The 17,568-nt window shown below is 36.4% G+C and carries 19 protein-coding genes; 5 read left to right on the forward strand and 14 right to left on the reverse strand.

All coding sequences use genetic code 11. From position 1 onward, the window contains the following. The first annotated feature begins 125 nt into the window (after window positions 1-125). Together bcp and MT390_RS17790 are read left to right on the forward strand one after the other, a co-directional pair. The gene (gene bcp, locus MT390_RS17785) at window positions 126-590 is read left to right on the forward strand and encodes a thioredoxin-dependent thiol peroxidase (protein WP_499442474.1); all 465 of its coding nucleotides are present in this window, start codon (window positions 126-128) and stop codon (window positions 588-590) included. Between the two features lie 267 nt (window positions 591-857). After that, the gene (locus tag MT390_RS17790; protein WP_499442476.1) at window positions 858-2,744 is read left to right on the forward strand and encodes a methyl-accepting chemotaxis protein; all 1,887 of its coding nucleotides are present in this window, start codon (window positions 858-860) and stop codon (window positions 2,742-2,744) included. Between the two features lie 256 nt (window positions 2,745-3,000). Here the strand turns inward: MT390_RS17790 and uspE are convergent, their stop codons facing one another. From uspE to ccoN, 10 genes are all read right to left on the reverse strand, one after another. After that, a complete protein-coding gene (gene uspE, locus MT390_RS17795; protein ID WP_166370577.1) occupies window positions 3,001-3,939 on the reverse strand; it encodes a universal stress protein UspE in 939 nt (312 codons plus the stop codon). A 143-nt stretch (window positions 3,940-4,082) separates the two neighbouring features. Continuing rightward, window positions 4,083-4,814, reverse strand: coding sequence for an FNR family transcription factor (locus tag MT390_RS17800; protein WP_499442478.1), 732 nt, complete (start codon window positions 4,812-4,814; stop codon window positions 4,083-4,085). Between the two features lie 140 nt (window positions 4,815-4,954). Further along, entirely contained in the window at window positions 4,955-5,632 is a 678-nt protein-coding gene (locus MT390_RS17805; RefSeq protein ID WP_499442500.1) for a sulfite exporter TauE/SafE family protein, read from the reverse strand. Beyond that, window positions 5,622-5,909 carry a cbb3-type cytochrome oxidase assembly protein CcoS gene (ccoS, locus tag MT390_RS17810; RefSeq protein WP_499442480.1) on the reverse strand — a complete coding sequence of 96 codons (288 nt, stop codon included), beginning with the start codon at window positions 5,907-5,909 and terminating at the stop codon, window positions 5,622-5,624. The genes MT390_RS17805 and ccoS overlap by 11 nt, the downstream gene beginning before the upstream one ends. Next, the gene (locus MT390_RS17815) at window positions 5,906-8,332 is read right to left on the reverse strand and encodes a heavy metal translocating P-type ATPase (RefSeq protein ID WP_166370571.1); all 2,427 of its coding nucleotides are present in this window, start codon (window positions 8,330-8,332) and stop codon (window positions 5,906-5,908) included. Before MT390_RS17815 ends, ccoS begins: the two co-directional genes overlap by 4 nt. Window position 8,333: 1 nt before the next feature. Beyond that, on the reverse strand, window positions 8,334-8,810 hold the full coding sequence (locus MT390_RS17820) for a FixH family protein (protein ID WP_166370569.1): 477 nt from the start codon (window positions 8,808-8,810) through the stop codon (window positions 8,334-8,336). Window positions 8,811-8,949: 139 nt separating this feature from the next. Next, window positions 8,950-9,906 carry a cytochrome-c oxidase, cbb3-type subunit III gene (ccoP, locus tag MT390_RS17825; RefSeq protein WP_499442483.1) on the reverse strand — a complete coding sequence of 319 codons (957 nt, stop codon included), beginning with the start codon at window positions 9,904-9,906 and terminating at the stop codon, window positions 8,950-8,952. After that, complete coding sequence (locus MT390_RS17830; RefSeq protein ID WP_028870405.1) at window positions 9,906-10,097, reverse strand: cbb3-type cytochrome oxidase subunit 3; 192 nt, start codon at window positions 10,095-10,097, stop codon at window positions 9,906-9,908. The genes ccoP and MT390_RS17830 overlap by 1 nt, the downstream gene beginning before the upstream one ends. A gap of 45 nt (window positions 10,098-10,142) precedes the next feature. Next, complete coding sequence (ccoO, locus tag MT390_RS17835) at window positions 10,143-10,745, reverse strand: cytochrome-c oxidase, cbb3-type subunit II (protein ID WP_166370565.1); 603 nt, start codon at window positions 10,743-10,745, stop codon at window positions 10,143-10,145. A gap of 12 nt (window positions 10,746-10,757) precedes the next feature. Beyond that, entirely contained in the window at window positions 10,758-12,188 is a 1,431-nt protein-coding gene (gene ccoN / locus MT390_RS17840) for a cytochrome-c oxidase, cbb3-type subunit I (protein WP_499442486.1), read from the reverse strand. Window positions 12,189-12,408: 220 nt separating this feature from the next. Between ccoN and MT390_RS17845 the strand changes: the two genes are divergently transcribed. Beyond that, window positions 12,409-12,900 carry a hypothetical protein gene (locus tag MT390_RS17845; RefSeq protein WP_499442488.1) on the forward strand — a complete coding sequence of 164 codons (492 nt, stop codon included), beginning with the start codon at window positions 12,409-12,411 and terminating at the stop codon, window positions 12,898-12,900. Window positions 12,901-13,112: 212 nt separating this feature from the next. Here the strand turns inward: MT390_RS17845 and MT390_RS17850 are convergent, their stop codons facing one another. The 4 genes from MT390_RS17850 to MT390_RS17865 form a co-directional block, all read right to left on the reverse strand. Continuing rightward, complete coding sequence (locus MT390_RS17850) at window positions 13,113-13,556, reverse strand: DoxX family protein (RefSeq protein ID WP_166370559.1); 444 nt, start codon at window positions 13,554-13,556, stop codon at window positions 13,113-13,115. After that, window positions 13,553-14,356 (reverse strand): HvfC/BufC N-terminal domain-containing protein, encoded by an 804-nt coding sequence (locus MT390_RS17855; protein WP_499442490.1) that lies wholly within the window; start codon window positions 14,354-14,356, stop codon window positions 13,553-13,555. The genes MT390_RS17850 and MT390_RS17855 overlap by 4 nt, the downstream gene beginning before the upstream one ends. Then, on the reverse strand, window positions 14,349-15,179 hold the full coding sequence (bufB, locus tag MT390_RS17860) for an MNIO family bufferin maturase (protein ID WP_499442492.1): 831 nt from the start codon (window positions 15,177-15,179) through the stop codon (window positions 14,349-14,351). Before bufB ends, MT390_RS17855 begins: the two co-directional genes overlap by 8 nt. Window positions 15,180-15,323: 144 nt before the next feature. Then, a complete protein-coding gene (locus MT390_RS17865) occupies window positions 15,324-15,584 on the reverse strand; it encodes a BufA1 family periplasmic bufferin-type metallophore (RefSeq protein ID WP_166370553.1) in 261 nt (86 codons plus the stop codon). A 208-nt stretch (window positions 15,585-15,792) separates the two neighbouring features. On the opposite strand from MT390_RS17865, the gene MT390_RS17870 reads away from it, so the two are divergent. Together MT390_RS17870 and MT390_RS17875 are read left to right on the forward strand one after the other, a co-directional pair. Beyond that, on the forward strand, window positions 15,793-16,356 hold the full coding sequence (locus MT390_RS17870) for a sigma-70 family RNA polymerase sigma factor (RefSeq protein ID WP_166370551.1): 564 nt from the start codon (window positions 15,793-15,795) through the stop codon (window positions 16,354-16,356). Continuing rightward, window positions 16,349-17,107, forward strand: a complete 759-nt coding sequence (locus MT390_RS17875) for a DUF3379 family protein (protein ID WP_499442494.1) — start codon at window positions 16,349-16,351, stop codon at window positions 17,105-17,107. Before MT390_RS17870 ends, MT390_RS17875 begins: the two co-directional genes overlap by 8 nt. The last annotated feature ends 461 nt before the right edge of the window (window positions 17,108-17,568 follow it).

The raw sequence follows: 17,568 nt of genomic DNA on the forward strand, positions 1-17,568 counted from the left end.
TGAATAACTTGCCGCTAAGCTAGTGCAGGCAAAAAGTGTTTCTTATTCAAATATTTAAATCGATAGAAATAAAGAGTAATAAATAGAAAAATTAAAATTAATCATTAGTTTACAAGGAAAATTGTATGTTAGAAATCGGTAGCAGCGCGCCAAATTTTTCATTACCAGATCAGAATAATTCAATTGTTAATTTAAGTGATTATCTTGGTAAAAAAGTGTTGGTGTATTTTTATCCTAGAGCATCAACACCTGGCTGTACGACACAAGCTTGTGCCTTAAGAGATAGTAAAAATGAGCTAACGGATTTAAATGTTGTGGTATTAGGTATCAGCCCTGACACGCCCCAAAAATTAACAAACTTTATCAATAAACAATCGCTAAACTTTACCTTACTTGGCGATGAAGATCATAGCACCTGTGAAGACTATGGTGTTTGGCAGTTGAAGAAGTTTATGGGTAGAGAGAATATGGGCGTAGTGAGAACATCATTCTTAATCGACGAACAGGGAAATCTTGAGCATATCTTCAACAAGTTTAAAACTAAAGACCATCACGAAGTTGTCCTCAACTATTTAAATTCAAAAGCATAAGTCAGTTACTTAAATTCTAAATATGAAGTAAGCAACGTGTCATTATTTGTGTTGCTGCTTTAAGTAGCAGTTCAAATAAATAGTTAAGCAGTGACTTAAACAATTATCTCAACACTAAAGCCATAAATAATTATTTATGGCTTTAGTGTTATTAGTAGGGGCGTATTTACTGGTTTATTCTAATCTGCAAAGCATCTAAAAAACTATTCAATCCATAAAATTATAATTATATGAAGAGTCACTCGTAAAACTCTTCAGGGAAAAAGCATGACTGTAAAAGCTAAAATGTTGTTGTTAATAGGGTTGCTATTTGCAACTTCAATATTATTGGTATCGGGGGTTGGTTTTAATAATTTCAAATCATCTTCTACGGAAAATTATATTGCTAAACTCGATAATCAATCGTTTTTAATTTCTAAAGCCGTCGAACAAAAAATGGAACGTTATTTTGATGTGCTTAATTTAATCGCGAATGATATTGAAATTGATGGAACAGGATTACTCGATATAGATAAGACAGTTTCAACGTTACATCTGATGAAAAAGAATCTAGGGGTGCTTGAAGCTTACGTTGCGACTAAGGATGCAAAAACTTATTCCGATGCAGCCGATGGTTTGATTGAAGGGTTTAACGCAAAAGAACAAAAGCGTGAATGGTACCTTCGTGCATTTAATGGCGAAGAAAAAATTATTACTACACCCTATATGAGTAACTTTGGCGGTGCAGTGATGGCATTAGTGGTGCCTGTAAAACGTAATGGAAAAATAATAGGGGCATTATGCGTTGATATTGGTATTAATCAGGTGACCGATTTCATTAAAAAATTAACTCCTGAGAATAATATTTTTGTTAGTCGTGAAGATGGTTACTTATTGGCGGCAAAAGATAGTGAGTTAATTGGGAAAAATATATATCACATTCGTCCTTCTTATCAAGAATTTAAAAATGATCGCGTAAGCCACCATGATTATAGTTTTGAAGGCGCTGAGTATGACGTAGCCGCAACACGTATTGAAGGTATGAACTGGACAGTTTGGGCATGGAGTAGTTGGGATAATATCAATGAAGCATCGAATGATAATCTTGCAACCAGTTTATGGATGGCATTAGCTTTTATCATTATTTCTCTATATAGCATTTATCTCATTATTATTAAGTTAATGTATCGTCCTATTGGTGGAGAACCTGCTGATATCGAAGCGATTGTACAAAAAATAGCGAGTGGCGATTTAAAGTCAATTACCCCTGCTAATGGCCAAGAAACAGGTGTATATAAAGCCGTATTAACCATGGTAAGTAGCCTGAAGGGAATTATTGAAAATATTAATCTCTCATCAGGACAGCTTAATAGTGTGTCAACTATGATGTCAGAGTCGGCTTCGAGTGTTAATAGCAGTTCAGAGTCGCAGATGGTGCAATTAGAGCAAACATCCACGGCGATGAATGAAATGACGGTTACAGTTGATGAAGTAGCACGTAACGCTTTGCAAGCTTCTTCAGCTGCTGATGAAGCAAATCATCAATCTACCCAAGGCATTAACGTTGTGCTTGATATGAATACTGATATTTCAACCTTAGTTAGCGGTATTACCAGCGTGCAACAGGTGATGACTAAATTAGAAGGTGAAATTGATGATATTGGCAGTATTATTGAGGTCATACGTAGTATTTCTGATCAAACTAACTTATTAGCGTTAAATGCAGCCATTGAAGCGGCAAGAGCCGGTGAGCATGGGCGAGGGTTTGCCGTGGTAGCTGATGAGGTTAGAAGCCTTGCAAATAGAACACAGGAAAGCACTACAGAAATTCAAGCAATGATAAGTAGTTTACAAAATGAATCTAAAAACTCAGTTGAGTTGATGCAAGTGAATGTGAATAATGCGCAGATGACGGCGGAGAAATCACAACAAGCGAATAATGCTTTAGAGCAAATACGTCAAGCCATTTCAGTGATTCAAGATATGAATAATCAAATTGCTACTTCTGCAGAAGAACAAACCTTGGTAGCCGGTGATATAAACGAGAGTATTGTTGAAATAAATGATATTGCTAAAGTCACTTTTGAAGGCTCTGCGAATAATAGTAAAAGATCTGAAGAGTTATCAACCATTGCTACGGTATTGAGCAAGTCAGTTGAAGTATTTAAAATCTAGGCGATCCTATTTAACGTAAAATATCCTAGAAAAATAAAGCCCAACAAGTGAAAATTTTGTTGGGCTGTATATTTGCGATTTATTGCAGTTAGTTTTTAATTTAATTAGCTGTTTAAATACTAATGATGGCTATCAACTATCAACTATCAACTATCAACTATCAACTATCAACTATCAACTATCAACTATCACCTTCGACGACTACTAATTATTGTCAGTCAACAGTGCAATTTCAGACCTAAAAGTCTAGTCATGCTTATTCAAGTTTGATTGGACTAACAAAACCTTCTGGTTTAAGTGCTAGTAAGTCACAGTCTAATTTATCAATTACTTGTTCTGCGGTATTGCCGAGTAATGTTAATCCTAAACCTGAGCGGCCCACAGTGCCTAAAATAACTAATTCTGCTTTAATATCACAGGCAACAGAGCTGATCACATCTTCTGGTAAACCTTGATGCAAGTGGATATTTTTTTCATCTACTTGGTATTTTCGAGCATAATCACTCAAGGTTTGTTGATGGAATTTTTTTAATCCATCTTCATAATGAATAGGATCAAATTCAGGTAGCTCCATCATAATATTCATAGGAGGGCTTGGGTAAGCATTAACTACATGAATATTTGAATTGATCATCGCTGCAATGTCATTCGCTTCACTTAAAATTGTTTCATTAAGATCATGGTGCTCGGTATCTTGAATACTTTTACAGTCAATAGCACATAAAATTTTACCATTTTCAGGCCATGATTTAGCTTTAACTAATAAAAGTGGTACTGGGCATTTACGTAATAAATTCCAATCCGTCGGCGTGAATAAAATAGCACTAAGACGAGAGTGAGGGTGTGTTGATTTAATTAATAAATCATAACCTTCTTTTAATATTGATTGAATTGCTGCTTGGAAAGGTCGGTTATGCCAGTGTACCTGGCAACCAATGCTTAATCCTTGTTCACGATAAGGCGCAGCTAGCGTTTCTAACCATTCTCTGTTGTCACGTATAACAAGCGACTGCATGGCATGTCGTTCTTCCATGGAGCTTAAAGAGGTCATTTCATAGGTAAGGTCATAGCAACATAGGAATAATGTTATTTTTGCATTTTTTCCTTTTTGTGCAATTTCGACTGCACGTTGCAATGCGGGTTGTTGCTCTTGAGTTGGATCTATATAAACTAAAATATTACGGTATTTGAGCATGTTAGCCTCCGAGATTTAATAAATCACTTAACTCTAATTTAGAACAAATGGAGGCAAACATATAGTGATATTAGCCAGAAAAATCAAATTAAATCAGTTTCTGGCTATTTAAAATTGGAAATGGAGGAGATGTTAAATTTATGTTATTGGCCTGCTAACTCAGCGAGTTGCGGTTCATCTAATATTGTGATGTATTTACCTTTAACTGCAATCATGCCATTTTTTTGGAAACGACCTAACAAGCGACTGATAGTTTCTACAGTTAACCCTAAGTAGTTACCAATATCGCCACGTGTCATTGATAATCTAAATTCTCTTGGAGAGAAACCGCGAGCAGAATAACGCACTGATAAATTATGAATGAATGAAGCTAATCTTTCTTCTGCATTTTTCTTCGAAAGCAGTAAGATCATATTTTGATCGCCAACGATTTCATTACTCATTAAACGCAAGATTTGTTGTCTTAGTTTAGGCATCGTCGTTGATAAATCATCTAGCGTATCGTAAGGTATTTCGCATATCATTGCCGTTTCAAGAGCTTGTGCAAAACTTGGATGACTACCAGAACTAATACCATCAAAACCTACTAAATCTCCAGCTAAATGAAAAGCCGTAATTTGCTCATCGCCTTGTTCAGTAATTGTGTAAGATTTTAAAGTCCCTGAGCGAATGGCATATAAACACTTCATATCTTCGCCAGCTTTAAAAATTTCTTGTCCTTTTTGAATCGGTTTTTTACGTTCTATAATGTCATCTAAACGATCTAATTCAGACTCATTAAGAGAGTAGGGAATGCATAGCTGACTAATACTACAATCTTGACAATGTATTGAACTACCAGCGGCTTGTACTCGACCTGAGTTATTTTTTTCCATATTCCACTCTTAAATTTGTTGATTTCAATCAATTATAACATCTTATAGCGGTTATTATAAAGTGACTTTGAATACCTAAAGCTACATAAAGGCTTGTCTTAATCGATGCTGTGACGAATCTCTACCTAATTCGACGCAGATTAACTTAATTGTTTGTAGGCAATATACAGTGTTTGTAAGGCAAACAGGGCAAGTATAAGCCCGCTGCTATACCTAAACCATTGCTTGTTGAGGATCGTTTTTAATCGATGACTTAATGAGCCAACCAACATCATGGCCGGTAAAGTACCAAGGCCAAAACCTAGCATTATTAATAAGCCATTGACGGCATCCGCGGTACTTATTGCCCAGACTAAAGTAGAATAAACTAAACCACAGGGTAGCCAACCCCACAAAAACCCCAGAGGAAATGCTAAAAGAGGGTGCTTAAGAGGTAAAAAATATTGTGCCAGCGGTTTAATGAAACGCCATATTAATTGCCCTGCTCTTTCTACAATTATCAGTCCATTCCATAGGCGTGCAATATAACATGCCAGTAATAGCATCATTATTGCTGCAAAGATGCGCAGATAAATAAGTGATTCTTTACCACCCATCCAGATGATGAGGACACTACTACTTGCAGCAAAGATAAACCCAGCAATAGAATAACTGCTAATGCGGCCTAGGTTATACAAGAGTAATGATAACAATCCATTTTTTTGTGTAGGACTGATTGAAAAGCTTAAGGCACTAGCAATACCTGAGCACATGCCGATACAGTGTCCGGCCCCTAAAATTCCAATTAAGAAGGCGCTGAAAAAGTCATTAACGAGCATCGGAAGGTTTACCACTTTTTTTCTTCGCCGTACTTATCGTTGCGCTTATCGTTGTATTCATTGGCGCGTTGTTTTCAGTACTCTGTTCACTATTTTCTGTATCAGTAAGGTCTGCTTGTGAAGTTTTACTCGGGGTCATATCTTCATCAAAAAGAATATTTACACCTTCTCTATCTAAATCATCATATTGATTAGATTTTACTGCCCAAAAAAAGACCAGTACAGCGATTGCAACAAAGATCATGGCAATCGGTATCAACACATAAATTATACTCATTTTAGTAACCTTAAAGAGTTGCTCACTACAATTAGAGAGCTAAAGGACATACCTAACACTGCTACATAGGGGGGAACTAAGCCCATGATGGCAAGTGGAACAATAATAATATTGTAGCCGATTGCCCAACCGAGATTTTCTTTAATAATGGTTGTCGTTTTTTTAGCGTTCGTTGTTAATAAGCTTATCTTCTGTAAATCTGAGCCGAGTAGGATCACATCTGCACTATTTTTTGCAATATCAGTACCACTAGAAAGTGCAACTGAAACATGAGCGCCAGCTAATACCGGAGCATCGTTGATTCCATCGCCAATCATCATTACTGGTTGTGATTGTTGTAATGTTTGAATATAAGCTAATTTTTGTTGTGGGCTGACACCCTTTACAACATGTTTAATATTTAATTGCTTAGCTACTTCTTCACTTTTGTTAGAAATGTCACCGGTTAACATGGTGACATCTAAATGTTTTTGTTGGCAAAAATTTATTAGCCCCGCCGCAGAATCTCGTAATTGATCTCCCAACTCAAATATCGCTGCTAATTGGTCATCAATAGTTAAATAAATCAATAACTCTTGGCTCGATAATGCATGCTCTACTTTACAAAACTTAGCATGACCTAACTTAATATTATGTTCTTCTTGTAGGTGGCTCCAAGTTGCTTGCATACCTTGGCTTGGCATATTTTTAATGTTGTTTAGTGACAACTTCTGACTTTGTAATTGTGTAAAAGCAATCGCGATAGGGTGTTCTGAATTAACTTCTAAATTAGCTGCCAAATCGATACATATTTGTTGTTGATTAACCGATTTTGGAAAGCACTTATGATTGAGGATATGGGTATTTAAGAGTTTAAAGTTACCCTGTGTCAATGTGCCCGTTTTATCCAATACAACATGTTTAATATTATTAACCGTTTCTAACACATGGTGCTGTTTGATGAGAATGCCATGTTTGTTTAATTGAGCTGTAGCACAGGTCAGTGCAGTGGGGGTCGCGAGCGATAATGCACAGGGGCAGGTTGCTACTAAGACTGATAAGGTGATCCAAAAAGCTTGTTCTGAATCAATGATACTCCAGCCAATATAAGTGAGTGTAGCGGTCACTAACAATGCACCAACAAAATAACGAGACACTGTGTCTGCCATTACTTCAATACGTGGTTTACACAATTGAGCACTATTTTGTAATGCTATGATGTCAGAAATAAGTGTGTTGTTACCGACTTTAATTACTTCAATGGTCAGAATGCCGTTGATATTAACTGTACCAGCATAAACATTATCCTGTGACTTTTTAAATACAGGTAAATGCTCTCCAGTTAACATGGATTCTTCGATGTTACTCTGTCCATCAATAATTTTTCCATCAATAGCAATCGTTTCTCCTGGCTTAACTAATATATGTTGCCCTGGTTGTAACGTCTTCGCGGGTATTAATTGTTGTATCGCCTCGCCATTATTTGTTTCTAATAATGTCGCCATGGCGGGTAACAAACGTAATAAGTTACTGCTGGTTTCTGATGCTTTACGACGCGCTCTTAACTCTAATAGTCGCCCCAGTAAGAGTAAAAAAGTAAACATAGAAACAGATTCAAAATAAACCTCTCCACGGCCCATAATTGTTGCATAACCAGAAGCGCTATAAGCACCTAACAATGCAATTGAAATAGGAATATCCATGCCCAATGTTTTATTACGAATATTACGCCATGCATTGGCGTAGAAAGGTTGAGCACTGTATAACAAAACGGGGGTCGCTAAAATAAAACTTACCCATCTAAAATAGTGAATAAATTCTTCTTCCATACCGGAAAAAAAGTCCGCATATAAAGCAATCGCAAACATCATTACTTGCATGGTAGCTAAGCCCGCAAGACCTAAACGACGTAAATAAGACTTTACTTGTTGAGTATAAAAAAGTTCTTGCTGATTGACTTGGAAGGGGTACGCTTTATAACCAATTTTTTGGATTTGTTGTAAAATTTTACTTAAAACAAGTTGTTCATTATCCCATCGAATAACTGCACGATTTAAGGTGGTATTCACATTGACAAAAACCAGCCCGGGTAAAAAACGAAGTTGTTTTTCAATTAACCAAGCACAGGCTGCACAACTTATACCTTCTATGGTTAGGGTTATTTCAGTGCTTGACCCCGTTGATTTTGTAAAGTCCGATTGAATTTGTTCAATATCATAATGTTCGAGCTGTTGTAGCTCTTCAGGGATCAGTGATTCCCCTTTACTTGCTACTTCTGTTCTGTGTTCATAATAAGAGCTCAACCCACTGTCAACGATGGTTTGTGCTACAGCTTCACAGCCGGGACAGCACATTTTTTGTTGTACGCCGTTAATGGTTACCTTGAAAGGCGTATTGTTTGGGTTAGGCTCTCCACAGTGAAAGCACTGACTGACACTTTGCATTTTATAGTGCTATTTTAGCATTTGGAAATTTTACTGACTTTTGCAAGCGCCATTTTTTATCAAAAGGCTCTAAGCGTAGTGTCCACTTACCATCTAACGCTTGATCGGTTTCAAAGTGATAACTACCATCAGCGGCCGCTGTAAGCATGGTTATTTTATCGCGCTTAGCTTGGGTTGAATGAAAGAGTGAAAAGCTGATTGATGTATTACTGTCTAAACCAGTTAAGGTAATTAATAATCCATCTTGTTGCTGTTCGACAATAGCAGATATGCCCAACTCTTTGGCTTTTTTAAGTAAACTTAAATCGGCATTGATTGCTTTACCTGTTTTGTAGTAATCATCGATAACCATTTCAGGCTTATTGTCAGAGGCAATCATTAGTGTACTGAGCCCGGCAACAACCGCTGCCAATGGTAAAATAATTAAAAACCAAGGCCAAAATTGTTTAAACCAAGATTTTTTTTCTTTTGTTTGCATGGTTGTTCCTGTTATTAAAAAAGGGGGACTTGATGGGCGATAATCTAGCATTTACAGTAAATTTTAGCTATAAAAAAGCCTCGATAAAACGAGGCTTTTTATTTTATTAACCTAGTTTATAGGTTAATTTGTTGTCTATTTATTTATTAGATAAAGAGTAAACAAAAGCAGAGATAAGATGTACTTTATCTTCACCTAGTACTTCACCCCATGCTGGCATCACACCATTTCGACCGTTACGAATAGTATCTTCAACAGCTTTACGTGAACCACCGTACAACCAAGTTTTATCGGTTAGGTTAGGTGCTCCGAATGCTTGACCACCCGTACCATCTGCACCATGACATGCTGCACAAACAACAAAACGTTCTTTACCAGCTTGCGCGTCAAGATCATTTACACGACGACCACTTAGTTGTAATACATAAGTAGCAACTTCTTTAACGCCATCTTCACCTAAGATATCTTTCCAAGCAACCATCACACCATTACGACCATGCATTAGTGTTTGTTTGATAGTAAGTGCTTCACCACCATATAACCAATCATTATCAGTTAAGTTAGGAAAACCTTTACCACCACGGGCATCTGAACCATGGCATTGGGCACAGTTTTGTAAGAATAAACGTTGTCCTACTTTTACTGCTTTAGGATCTTGAGCGATTAATTCAATATCTTTATAAGTATCAGCATCGGTATAAACTAATTTTTTAAAAACTTCACCGTATTTTATCTCTGCTTCATTCATTTCACGCTGGTACTGTGAATGCGATGTCGCAGCTGCTTCTGCCGATTCTTCTTTTGATTTAACACTTTGCTCAGAACTTGACCAACCTAATAAACCATTCCAATTAGCGGTATAACTTGGGAAAGCGAATGAATAAATCAGCGCGATAACAATCGTAAACCAAAACAGACCAACCCACCATTTAGGCAGTGGATTATTAAGTTCTTGAATGCCATCAAAGGTATGAGGCATTGGATCGCCTTCTTTAACGCCTGTATTATTTTTATTCGCTGCTCTCAGAAGAACTGCACAACCGATAATGACAGTTAACGTGATCGCAGAGATCCATATTGTCCAAAAAATGCTCATTATTTTTTAGCTCCTGTATGTTCGCTTGAGGTGCTTTCATACTGTTTTGAGTCCAGATCATCTTCAAAAATAGAATTACCCATTTCTTCAAATGTCTGTTTTTGTTTTTTACTGTATGCCCATAAAATCAACGCAACGAAAATAATAATTAAGAATAATGTATATAGTCCGTTAAATGTTGCAAAATCCATATAGCCTCCAGTAGCCGAAGTGCCTATTGCTAGGCACTATTTTTATTATTTAAATGCATGACCTAGTGATTGTAAGTATGCAATTAATGCCTGCATTTCAGTTTTACCCTCAACAGCAGCTTTAGCACCAGCAATATCATCATCAGTATAAGGCACACTAAAATGGTCTTTAAATATAGACAGTTTTGCAGCGGTATCTTCACCCGTTAACAAATTAGTTGCTAACCATGGGAAGCCAGGCATATTTGATTGAGGCACTACATCTCGAGGATTCAGTAAGTGAACTTCATGCCACGCATCTGAATAACGACCACCAACACGTGCTAAGTCAGGACCAGTACGTTTAGAACCCCATAAGAATGGATGTTCCCAAACATGCTCACCAGCCATACTGTAGTGACCGTAACGTTCAGTCTCAGCACGGAAAGGGCGAATCATTTGGCTATGACACACATGACAGCCTTCACGGATATAAATATCACGACCTTCCATCTCTAAAGCGGTGTAAGGACGTAAAGTATCCACAGGCTCATTAGTTTCTTTTTGGAATATTAACGGTGTAATTTGAGCTAAACCACCAAAGCTAATCGCGATGATGATAAAAATAGCTAATAAACCAACGTTTTTTTCTATAAATTCATGTTTCATTAGTAACTCCCTCTAACCTAGTTCTTGAGGCTTGATAGAGCCTTCTTCAGCAGAAACTGTTTTGTATGTATTGTAAGCCATAATAAACATACCAGTTAAGAAGATCACACCACCTACAAAGCGGATTGTATAGAACGGGTAAGATTTTTCTAATGATTCTACGAAGGTATAAGTTAAGGTACCGTCTTCATTAACAGCACGCCACATTAACCCTTGCATTACACCAGAGATCCACATTGCAACAATGTATAAAACAGTACCGATAGTTGCTAACCAGAAATGTAAGTTAACTAGTGCAGTGCTATACATGCCTTTTTGACCGAATAATCGAGGAACCAAGTGGTAAATTGAACCAATTGATACCATTGCAACCCAGCCAAGCGCACCTGAATGTACATGACCAATTGTCCAGTCAGTATAATGTGATAAGGCATTAACCGTTTTAATTGCCATCATAGGACCTTCAAAGGTAGACATACCATAGAAAGATAATGAAACAACTAAGAAACGTAAAATAGGGTCTGTACGTAATTTATGCCACGCGCCTGATAGCGTCATAATACCATTGATCATGCCACCCCAAGATGGAGCGAATAAGATCAGTGACATCACCATACCTAATGATTGTGCCCAATCTGGTAAAGCAGTGTAATGAAGGTGGTGTGGACCAGCCCAAATATAAACTGCAATCAATGCCCAAAAGTGGATGATCGATAAGCGGTAAGAATAAACTGGGCGATTAGCTTGTTTGGGTACGAAGTAATACATCATACCTAGGAAGCCTGCCGTTAATAAGAAACCTACGGCATTATGACCGTACCACCACTGCACCATGGCATCTACTGCACCTGCATAGACAGAGTATGATTTCATTGACGACATAGAAACAGGAATTGCCATACTATTAACAATATGCAATACCGCAACGGTTAGAATGAATGCACCAAAGAACCAGTTAGCAACGTAAATATGCGAGGTTTTACGTATCGTCATGGTGCCAAAGAATACAATGGCATACACAACCCAAATAGCTGCGATAAGCAAATCGATTGGCCACTCTAGTTCTGCATATTCTTTAGTAGATGTGTAGCCTAACGGTAAAGAAATAACAGCGGATAATATAACTAGCTGCCATCCCCAGAACACAATTGAGGCTAACGGACCACCAAACAATCTTGTTTGACAGGTACGTTGTACAACGTAAAAAGAAGTTGCCATTAACGCAGACGTACCAAATGCAAAAATAACTGCATTAGTATGAAGGGGACGTAAACGACTATAAGTAAGCCAAGGTGTATCAAAGTTTAAAGCTGGCCATATAAGTTGGGCTGCAATAAGCACCCCGACACTCATGCCCACGATACCCCAGAGAATGGTAGTAAGTGTAAACTGACGAACAACTTTCATGTTGTAGTCAGGTTGAATATTGGTTGCGGTTGTCATTGTGTTGATTCCATGCATGTATTTACAATGTACGTTCGTTATGACGTAAAAATAAGTATTCAATATAAAAATTTTAAAATATCACTTAAAACATCTATATTTGGCGGGAAGTTTACGCGACAATTAAAAAAATGAACAGATTTGCATTGCTTTAATGTTAATAAAATTACTGGATATGTTAAAAAATGCGCGTTAACCACTATTTTTACAAGGAATTGCAATGTTAACAAAAAGCAGATTGATTCAATTAGTTATTATGCTTAGCTTACTAATTGGTTTATTTATATGGAGAACCATTGAACTATCACCTGTTATTGAAAAAAATCAGGAAGAGAGTGTGCAGAGCGATAAGGTTGAAGAGGTTTTGTGTGATTTCTCTGAGCCCTGTGTTTTTAATTCTCTGTGGGGGGCGTTCAGTTTATCTGTAGAGGGCGGGAAGATTATCCCTGAGCAGTGGTTCCACTTAACTCTAGAAAGCAAGGTTGAAAACTGGCAGGTAAGCAGTGCTAAAATAATAGGTAAAACCATGTTTATGGGTAAGATACCTATCAAATTTACTGAAGTGACTAATATAGCAGGTAAACAACAATCGACGGGAAAAAGCATGTTAGGTGTTTGTACTGAAGATAAAATGCTATGGCGACTTGACATAGTAGTTGAGGTTAATGGTCAGCCGGTTAATTTATATTACGATTTTTTAATTGTGAAATGATGGCATCTATTGTGCGAATTTAGAAATGAATTACTTTCAGTAATAAATATTATCACTCTACTTGTAAAAGGCCTTGTTAGAAACAAGCTCGAATATCTGTACAAGGCCGCTACAAACATTACCTTACATTATGTATGTAGCTTTAATTATTAAAACGAGTGTGCTTCTAATAATTAAAACGCAGGTGCATGTTCAAAGGCTTGATGGCCTTATTAAGCGTTCGCTTTTTTCTTTAATAAATAATCTAATGAAATATTACCTGCTCCCCACATCACATTCATTAAAATAAGTGCTCCCCAGAATTGATGGTCAAAGAATCCTCCTTCCCAAATTACAGGGTAAGAAATCACTGCCACGATGTTGAATACAAATAAAATAGCGGCCATTGGGCGTGTTAACAAACCTAGTACCAAAAATACTGGCAATATTAATTCAGCTGCAGTACCAAGATAAGCGGCTAATTCCCAAGGAATAATGGGCACTTGATATTCTTCTTCAAATAAATACAGGGTACTGTCCCAAGTGGTAAACTTTAAATAGCCTGACTTGAAAAATACGCTGGCTACCCATAAACGTGCTGCAAGTAATACTAAGGGTTGTATATATTGCAGCAATGCTTGCACGCTTTGCTGATAATAATTAATTAATGTATTCATTGGTTCTCCTTAACTTTAACGATACTAAAATCACCAATTAAATTGGCTGTTATTAAATAACTTAATTGTTCCTGTAAAGTACTTGGCTGCAATGCCCCAAGTAGCATTTTCTGTTGTAGTTGCTGTATTAATTGCCATTGCTGCTTGGATAGCTCAGTTACTTTTATAGTAAAGTTAGGTTCTTTTTCTAATAATAAGTAACACGGTTGATCTAAATTCGTTGCTTCAACATTGTTATTAATTAGCATTTGATACAACAAGTTTATATTTTGTGAACTCTCAAAAATTAGGCAATGCGATGGAATTGAAAATTGTATGTATTCAAAGTCATCGGGATTAACTTGTTGTAGTGATTGCAGATCAAACTCAATCGGTTGTTGTACTGTTTTTTGGCATTGCTCATATAACCATTCAAATTTTGCCATTTCTGCGACGTAAGGCATGTCTGCTAGCTGTGTTAAATTTGATAAGTAAAATGGAAATTGTTCGCCGTAAACAATGATGTTATTAATCGCCGGTGGTTGCCGTAAAATAAATTGTCTCGCGACACTGTCAAAAAAATCTGCGCCAACTAATTGCTCGGTATACTTGAACGTACTTTTTAAACTTTCGGTTACACTCATCACAAAATTGTTGCGGTGAATTTGTAGTAATTGTTGAGATGTAAAACCTTGTTTTTCTTTAAGTTGCAACGCGATATCAGATTCTTGATACAACAGACTTTGACTAAATTGTTGTTGTAACTGTTTAAGGTTTAAAGAAGAGGGGGCAAGGTTGTCTTGATTAGGAGGTTTAATCATGAGTAACCTCTCTTAAGAATTGTTTGGCTTTATCTCTTTCACCTAATAGTACAGAAAGGGCTGGTAATTCAGCATCCCATTCAATTAAAGTGACTGCATTTTTGATTTTATTAATATTTGCAGAGTACAGCTGCCACACTGGATCACTGATTAATTTGCTGTGCGTATCAATTAATATCTCACCTTCTGCAAATTGTTTACGTATATGCCCTGCAAGGTGGATTTCTTGTACTTTATTAAAGTTAATTTCATCTAAGTACTGTTGTGCTGAAAAATTATTATTGGTTGCACTGACGTAAACATTATTGATATCAAGTAACAGTCCACAACCTGTACGTTCACTAATTTCATTAAGAAAAGTCGCTTCATCATAATCAGTATTTTTATACTCTAAATATGACGATGGGTTTTCTACGATTATTTGTGTTTGTAAATGATCTTGAACCTGATTGATATTGGTAATAAAACGAGATAGCGCTTCTTCTGTGTAAGGGACTGGCAGTAGATCATTAAAATAGGTCCCTTGCCATGAACTCCAACTTAAGTGGTCTGATATTAAAAAAGGATTAAATTCTGCTACTAGTGTTTTTAATTGTTTTAAATGATCTTTAGAAACAGCCTCCGCACTACCTAATGAAAGTCCGATTCCATGAAAACTAAGTGGATATTGTTCACTTAATTGTTGTAAATAAAAGTAATTGAGCGAATTTTTATCAAAGTAGTTTTCGCTATGGACCTCTAAAAAGTCTATGGCAGGTGAAGTTTGATGTATCTCTTGATAGTGTTCAGCTCTTAAACCTATGCCTACATTGGTTATACTCATATTATTCACATAAACCCTTGTAAAAAATTAATACTACTCACTTCCTTTCAGAGTAGTATTAATGGCAGCTTTTTATTGTCAAAAAATAAAGTTAACAATCAAAATTAGCTGAAATGACTGGTTTAACTTGATGAAGTGCTATTATTAACCTTCAATTGGTTTTAAGCTACCACCTGATAATTTATCACATAAACCTTTTGGCACTGCGATGAACGCATCGCCTTGGTTATCTACTTTAGATGTGCCAGCACAAGAGCTTGATTTAGTGGCACAGTCATTTTGACCCGCTGCAGCAACGCCATAGCACTTTTCTTTACCTGCCGCCATCGCTGGAGAAGAAACTAGCGTACCGATAGCTAGAATAGAAGAAACTGTTGCTGCCAATGCTATATTTGATTTTTTCATAATGTAGATCCTTTATATTTAATGTAAAAATGCACGCATTGCGTGATTCAATGATGTGTCCAATAATAGATACCGACTTTAAGTAAAAAAAATTTCAAAAATAATAAAATTAATTTATAAACATTCAATGTTAGCTATGTCGTCGATAGTTTTATGCACAAGCATAAAGTTAAAGAGTGTAGGACTAAATCAGTAATTAAGGAAACAAATGAATTTTTTTACATCAAAACGAAATAAAAGTTCATCGTCGACGGTCTATAAGGATATGGACAGAAAACAAAAAAGATATGAATCATTAGTGAATGTATATAGTGCAGATTTGTACCGTTATGCATTTTGGATTTGCCGAGATCCTGAGGTTGCTCAAGATCTAGTGCAAGAGACTTGCCTGCGAGCATGGAAAAGTATAGATAGCTTATTAGATGATAAATCAGCTAAAGCGTGGTTGTTTACGATTTTAAGACGAGAAAATGCAAGGCGTTTTGAGCGAAAACAACTGGCTTTAGTGGATATTGATGATTATGAAATAGCAGCAGAAGAAAATAGTAGTCCCTATGATAAAGAGTTAATTCAGCAAAAAATTGCAGCTTTGCCATCAGACTATAAAGAACCATTACTATTACAGTTGATAGCTGGTTTTACCGCTGAAGAAATAGCTATTCAATTGGACTTAAATAAAAATACTGTCCTAACACGGTTATTTAGAGCAAAAAACTTGCTCAAAACCAACCTAAAAGTAGAAATTAATAATAACGGAGAAGCGCATGGATGATATTTTATTCCGGCACTCAGCGATAGCGACACCTAACGATAAAAGCGATGCATTTTTATCTCGAGCTGCAGCTTCTGATAGTGCTAAAAACTTGGTTGAAGAATCAAAAGCCTTTGATAAATTCTTGAAAGATAGTTTGCAAGTTGATGTACCAAGTGATCTCACTGATAAAATCTTACTAGAACAAAGTTTTGCTCTAGAACATGATAAAACGGTCAGTGCTCGTTGGCATATTGCTATCGCAGCATCAATCGCGTTTGTGATCGGTATTAGTGTGCCAATGATGGGACAATTAACGAACTCGCCTGCGGTTGTTAATACCGCGAGTACGGTGCCATTAGTAAAGCCACATTCAGATATTGGTAGTGTTGCGTTACAACATGTCAAACAAGAGTATTTTTTAACTGCAAAAGCAAATGAAAATGCAACCTTACAAACAGTCAATGCCAAATTAGCAGTATACGGTGCTAAAGCGATGGATAATTTTGGTGAAGTATTATTTGTTAACTATTGTAGTTTTGAAGGGACTTCAGCTTTACATATGATATTAAAAGGTGAAAAAGGACGCGTTACTGTTTTTGTGGTTCCTGAAGATGCTGGGTTTATGCCTTCCTCTTCATTTAAAGATCAACACTTAAAAGGGATTTCAGAGCATATCGGTAAGGCAAGCCTTGTTATCGTTGGTGAACCAGATGAGCCGCTTGAAGTAATGAAAGAGAAGTTAGCTGGCAGTATTAAGTGGGATATTTAATTTGCTTTAATTATGAGCGAAAAAGGGCTAATTAACAAATAACGAACATTGGTTGCTTGATTTATCAGCAACCAATTTTTTTATCACCCTTTTTTGTTGACATGCGGAAACGCAAAAAATATACTGCGCCCGTCTTTAACGAGACTGAAAAAATAAATCTTAGTTACACTATCAATTAACAAATCAATTGATATGATAGCAAGTTGAAATTAAAACTCATCGTTGGTTTAGTTAGTAAGAACGATAGAGGCACTGTTAATTAGTTTTTAAATTTTACAGTAAAAAAAACACTATTCCTCTTTGGTTCGGTTAGTAGAACTATAGAGACGCTGTTAATCTGTATTTAGATTTTTCAGTGAGAAAATTACAATTCCTCTTTGGTTCGGTTAGTAGAGCTATAGAGACACTGTTAATCTGTATTTAGATTTTTCAGTGAGAAAATTACAATTCCTCTTTAGCTC

Origin of the sequence: Vibrio sp. 2-Bac 85 (assembly GCF_037546705.1) — a bacterium.
Classification (GTDB): Bacteria; Pseudomonadota; Gammaproteobacteria; order Enterobacterales; family Psychromonadaceae; genus Psychromonas.

Excerpts from the sequence above, each read along its gene's own strand:
- MT390_RS17855 (WP_499442490.1), bottom strand. The coding sequence starts at position 14,356 with ATGATTAAACCTCCTAATCAAGACAACCTTGCCCCCTCTTCTTTAAAC.
- MT390_RS17830 (WP_028870405.1), bottom strand. The coding sequence starts at position 10,097 with ATGGATTTTGCAACATTTAACGGACTATATACATTATTCTTAATTATT.
- MT390_RS17790 (WP_499442476.1), top strand. The coding sequence starts at position 858 with ATGACTGTAAAAGCTAAAATGTTGTTGTTAATAGGGTTGCTATTTGCA.
- ccoO (WP_166370565.1), bottom strand. The coding sequence starts at position 10,745 with ATGAAACATGAATTTATAGAAAAAAACGTTGGTTTATTAGCTATTTTT.
- MT390_RS17800 (WP_499442478.1), bottom strand. The coding sequence starts at position 4,814 with ATGGAAAAAAATAACTCAGGTCGAGTACAAGCCGCTGGTAGTTCAATA.
- uspE (WP_166370577.1), bottom strand. The coding sequence starts at position 3,939 with ATGCTCAAATACCGTAATATTTTAGTTTATATAGATCCAACTCAAGAG.
- MT390_RS17805 (WP_499442500.1), bottom strand. The coding sequence starts at position 5,632 with ATGCTCGTTAATGACTTTTTCAGCGCCTTCTTAATTGGAATTTTAGGG.
- ccoP (WP_499442483.1), bottom strand. The coding sequence starts at position 9,906 with ATGAGCATTTTTTGGACAATATGGATCTCTGCGATCACGTTAACTGTC.
- MT390_RS17865 (WP_166370553.1), bottom strand. The coding sequence starts at position 15,584 with ATGAAAAAATCAAATATAGCATTGGCAGCAACAGTTTCTTCTATTCTA.
- bufB (WP_499442492.1), bottom strand. The coding sequence starts at position 15,179 with ATGAGTATAACCAATGTAGGCATAGGTTTAAGAGCTGAACACTATCAA.
- bcp (WP_499442474.1), top strand. The coding sequence starts at position 126 with ATGTTAGAAATCGGTAGCAGCGCGCCAAATTTTTCATTACCAGATCAG.
- MT390_RS17850 (WP_166370559.1), bottom strand. The coding sequence starts at position 13,556 with ATGAATACATTAATTAATTATTATCAGCAAAGCGTGCAAGCATTGCTG.
- MT390_RS17845 (WP_499442488.1), top strand. The coding sequence starts at position 12,409 with ATGTTAACAAAAAGCAGATTGATTCAATTAGTTATTATGCTTAGCTTA.
- ccoS (WP_499442480.1), bottom strand. The coding sequence starts at position 5,909 with ATGAGTATAATTTATGTGTTGATACCGATTGCCATGATCTTTGTTGCA.
- MT390_RS17815 (WP_166370571.1), bottom strand. The coding sequence starts at position 8,332 with ATGCAAAGTGTCAGTCAGTGCTTTCACTGTGGAGAGCCTAACCCAAAC.
- MT390_RS17870 (WP_166370551.1), top strand. The coding sequence starts at position 15,793 with ATGAATTTTTTTACATCAAAACGAAATAAAAGTTCATCGTCGACGGTC.
- MT390_RS17875 (WP_499442494.1), top strand. The coding sequence starts at position 16,349 with ATGGATGATATTTTATTCCGGCACTCAGCGATAGCGACACCTAACGAT.
- ccoN (WP_499442486.1), bottom strand. The coding sequence starts at position 12,188 with ATGACAACCGCAACCAATATTCAACCTGACTACAACATGAAAGTTGTT.
- MT390_RS17820 (WP_166370569.1), bottom strand. The coding sequence starts at position 8,810 with ATGCAAACAAAAGAAAAAAAATCTTGGTTTAAACAATTTTGGCCTTGG.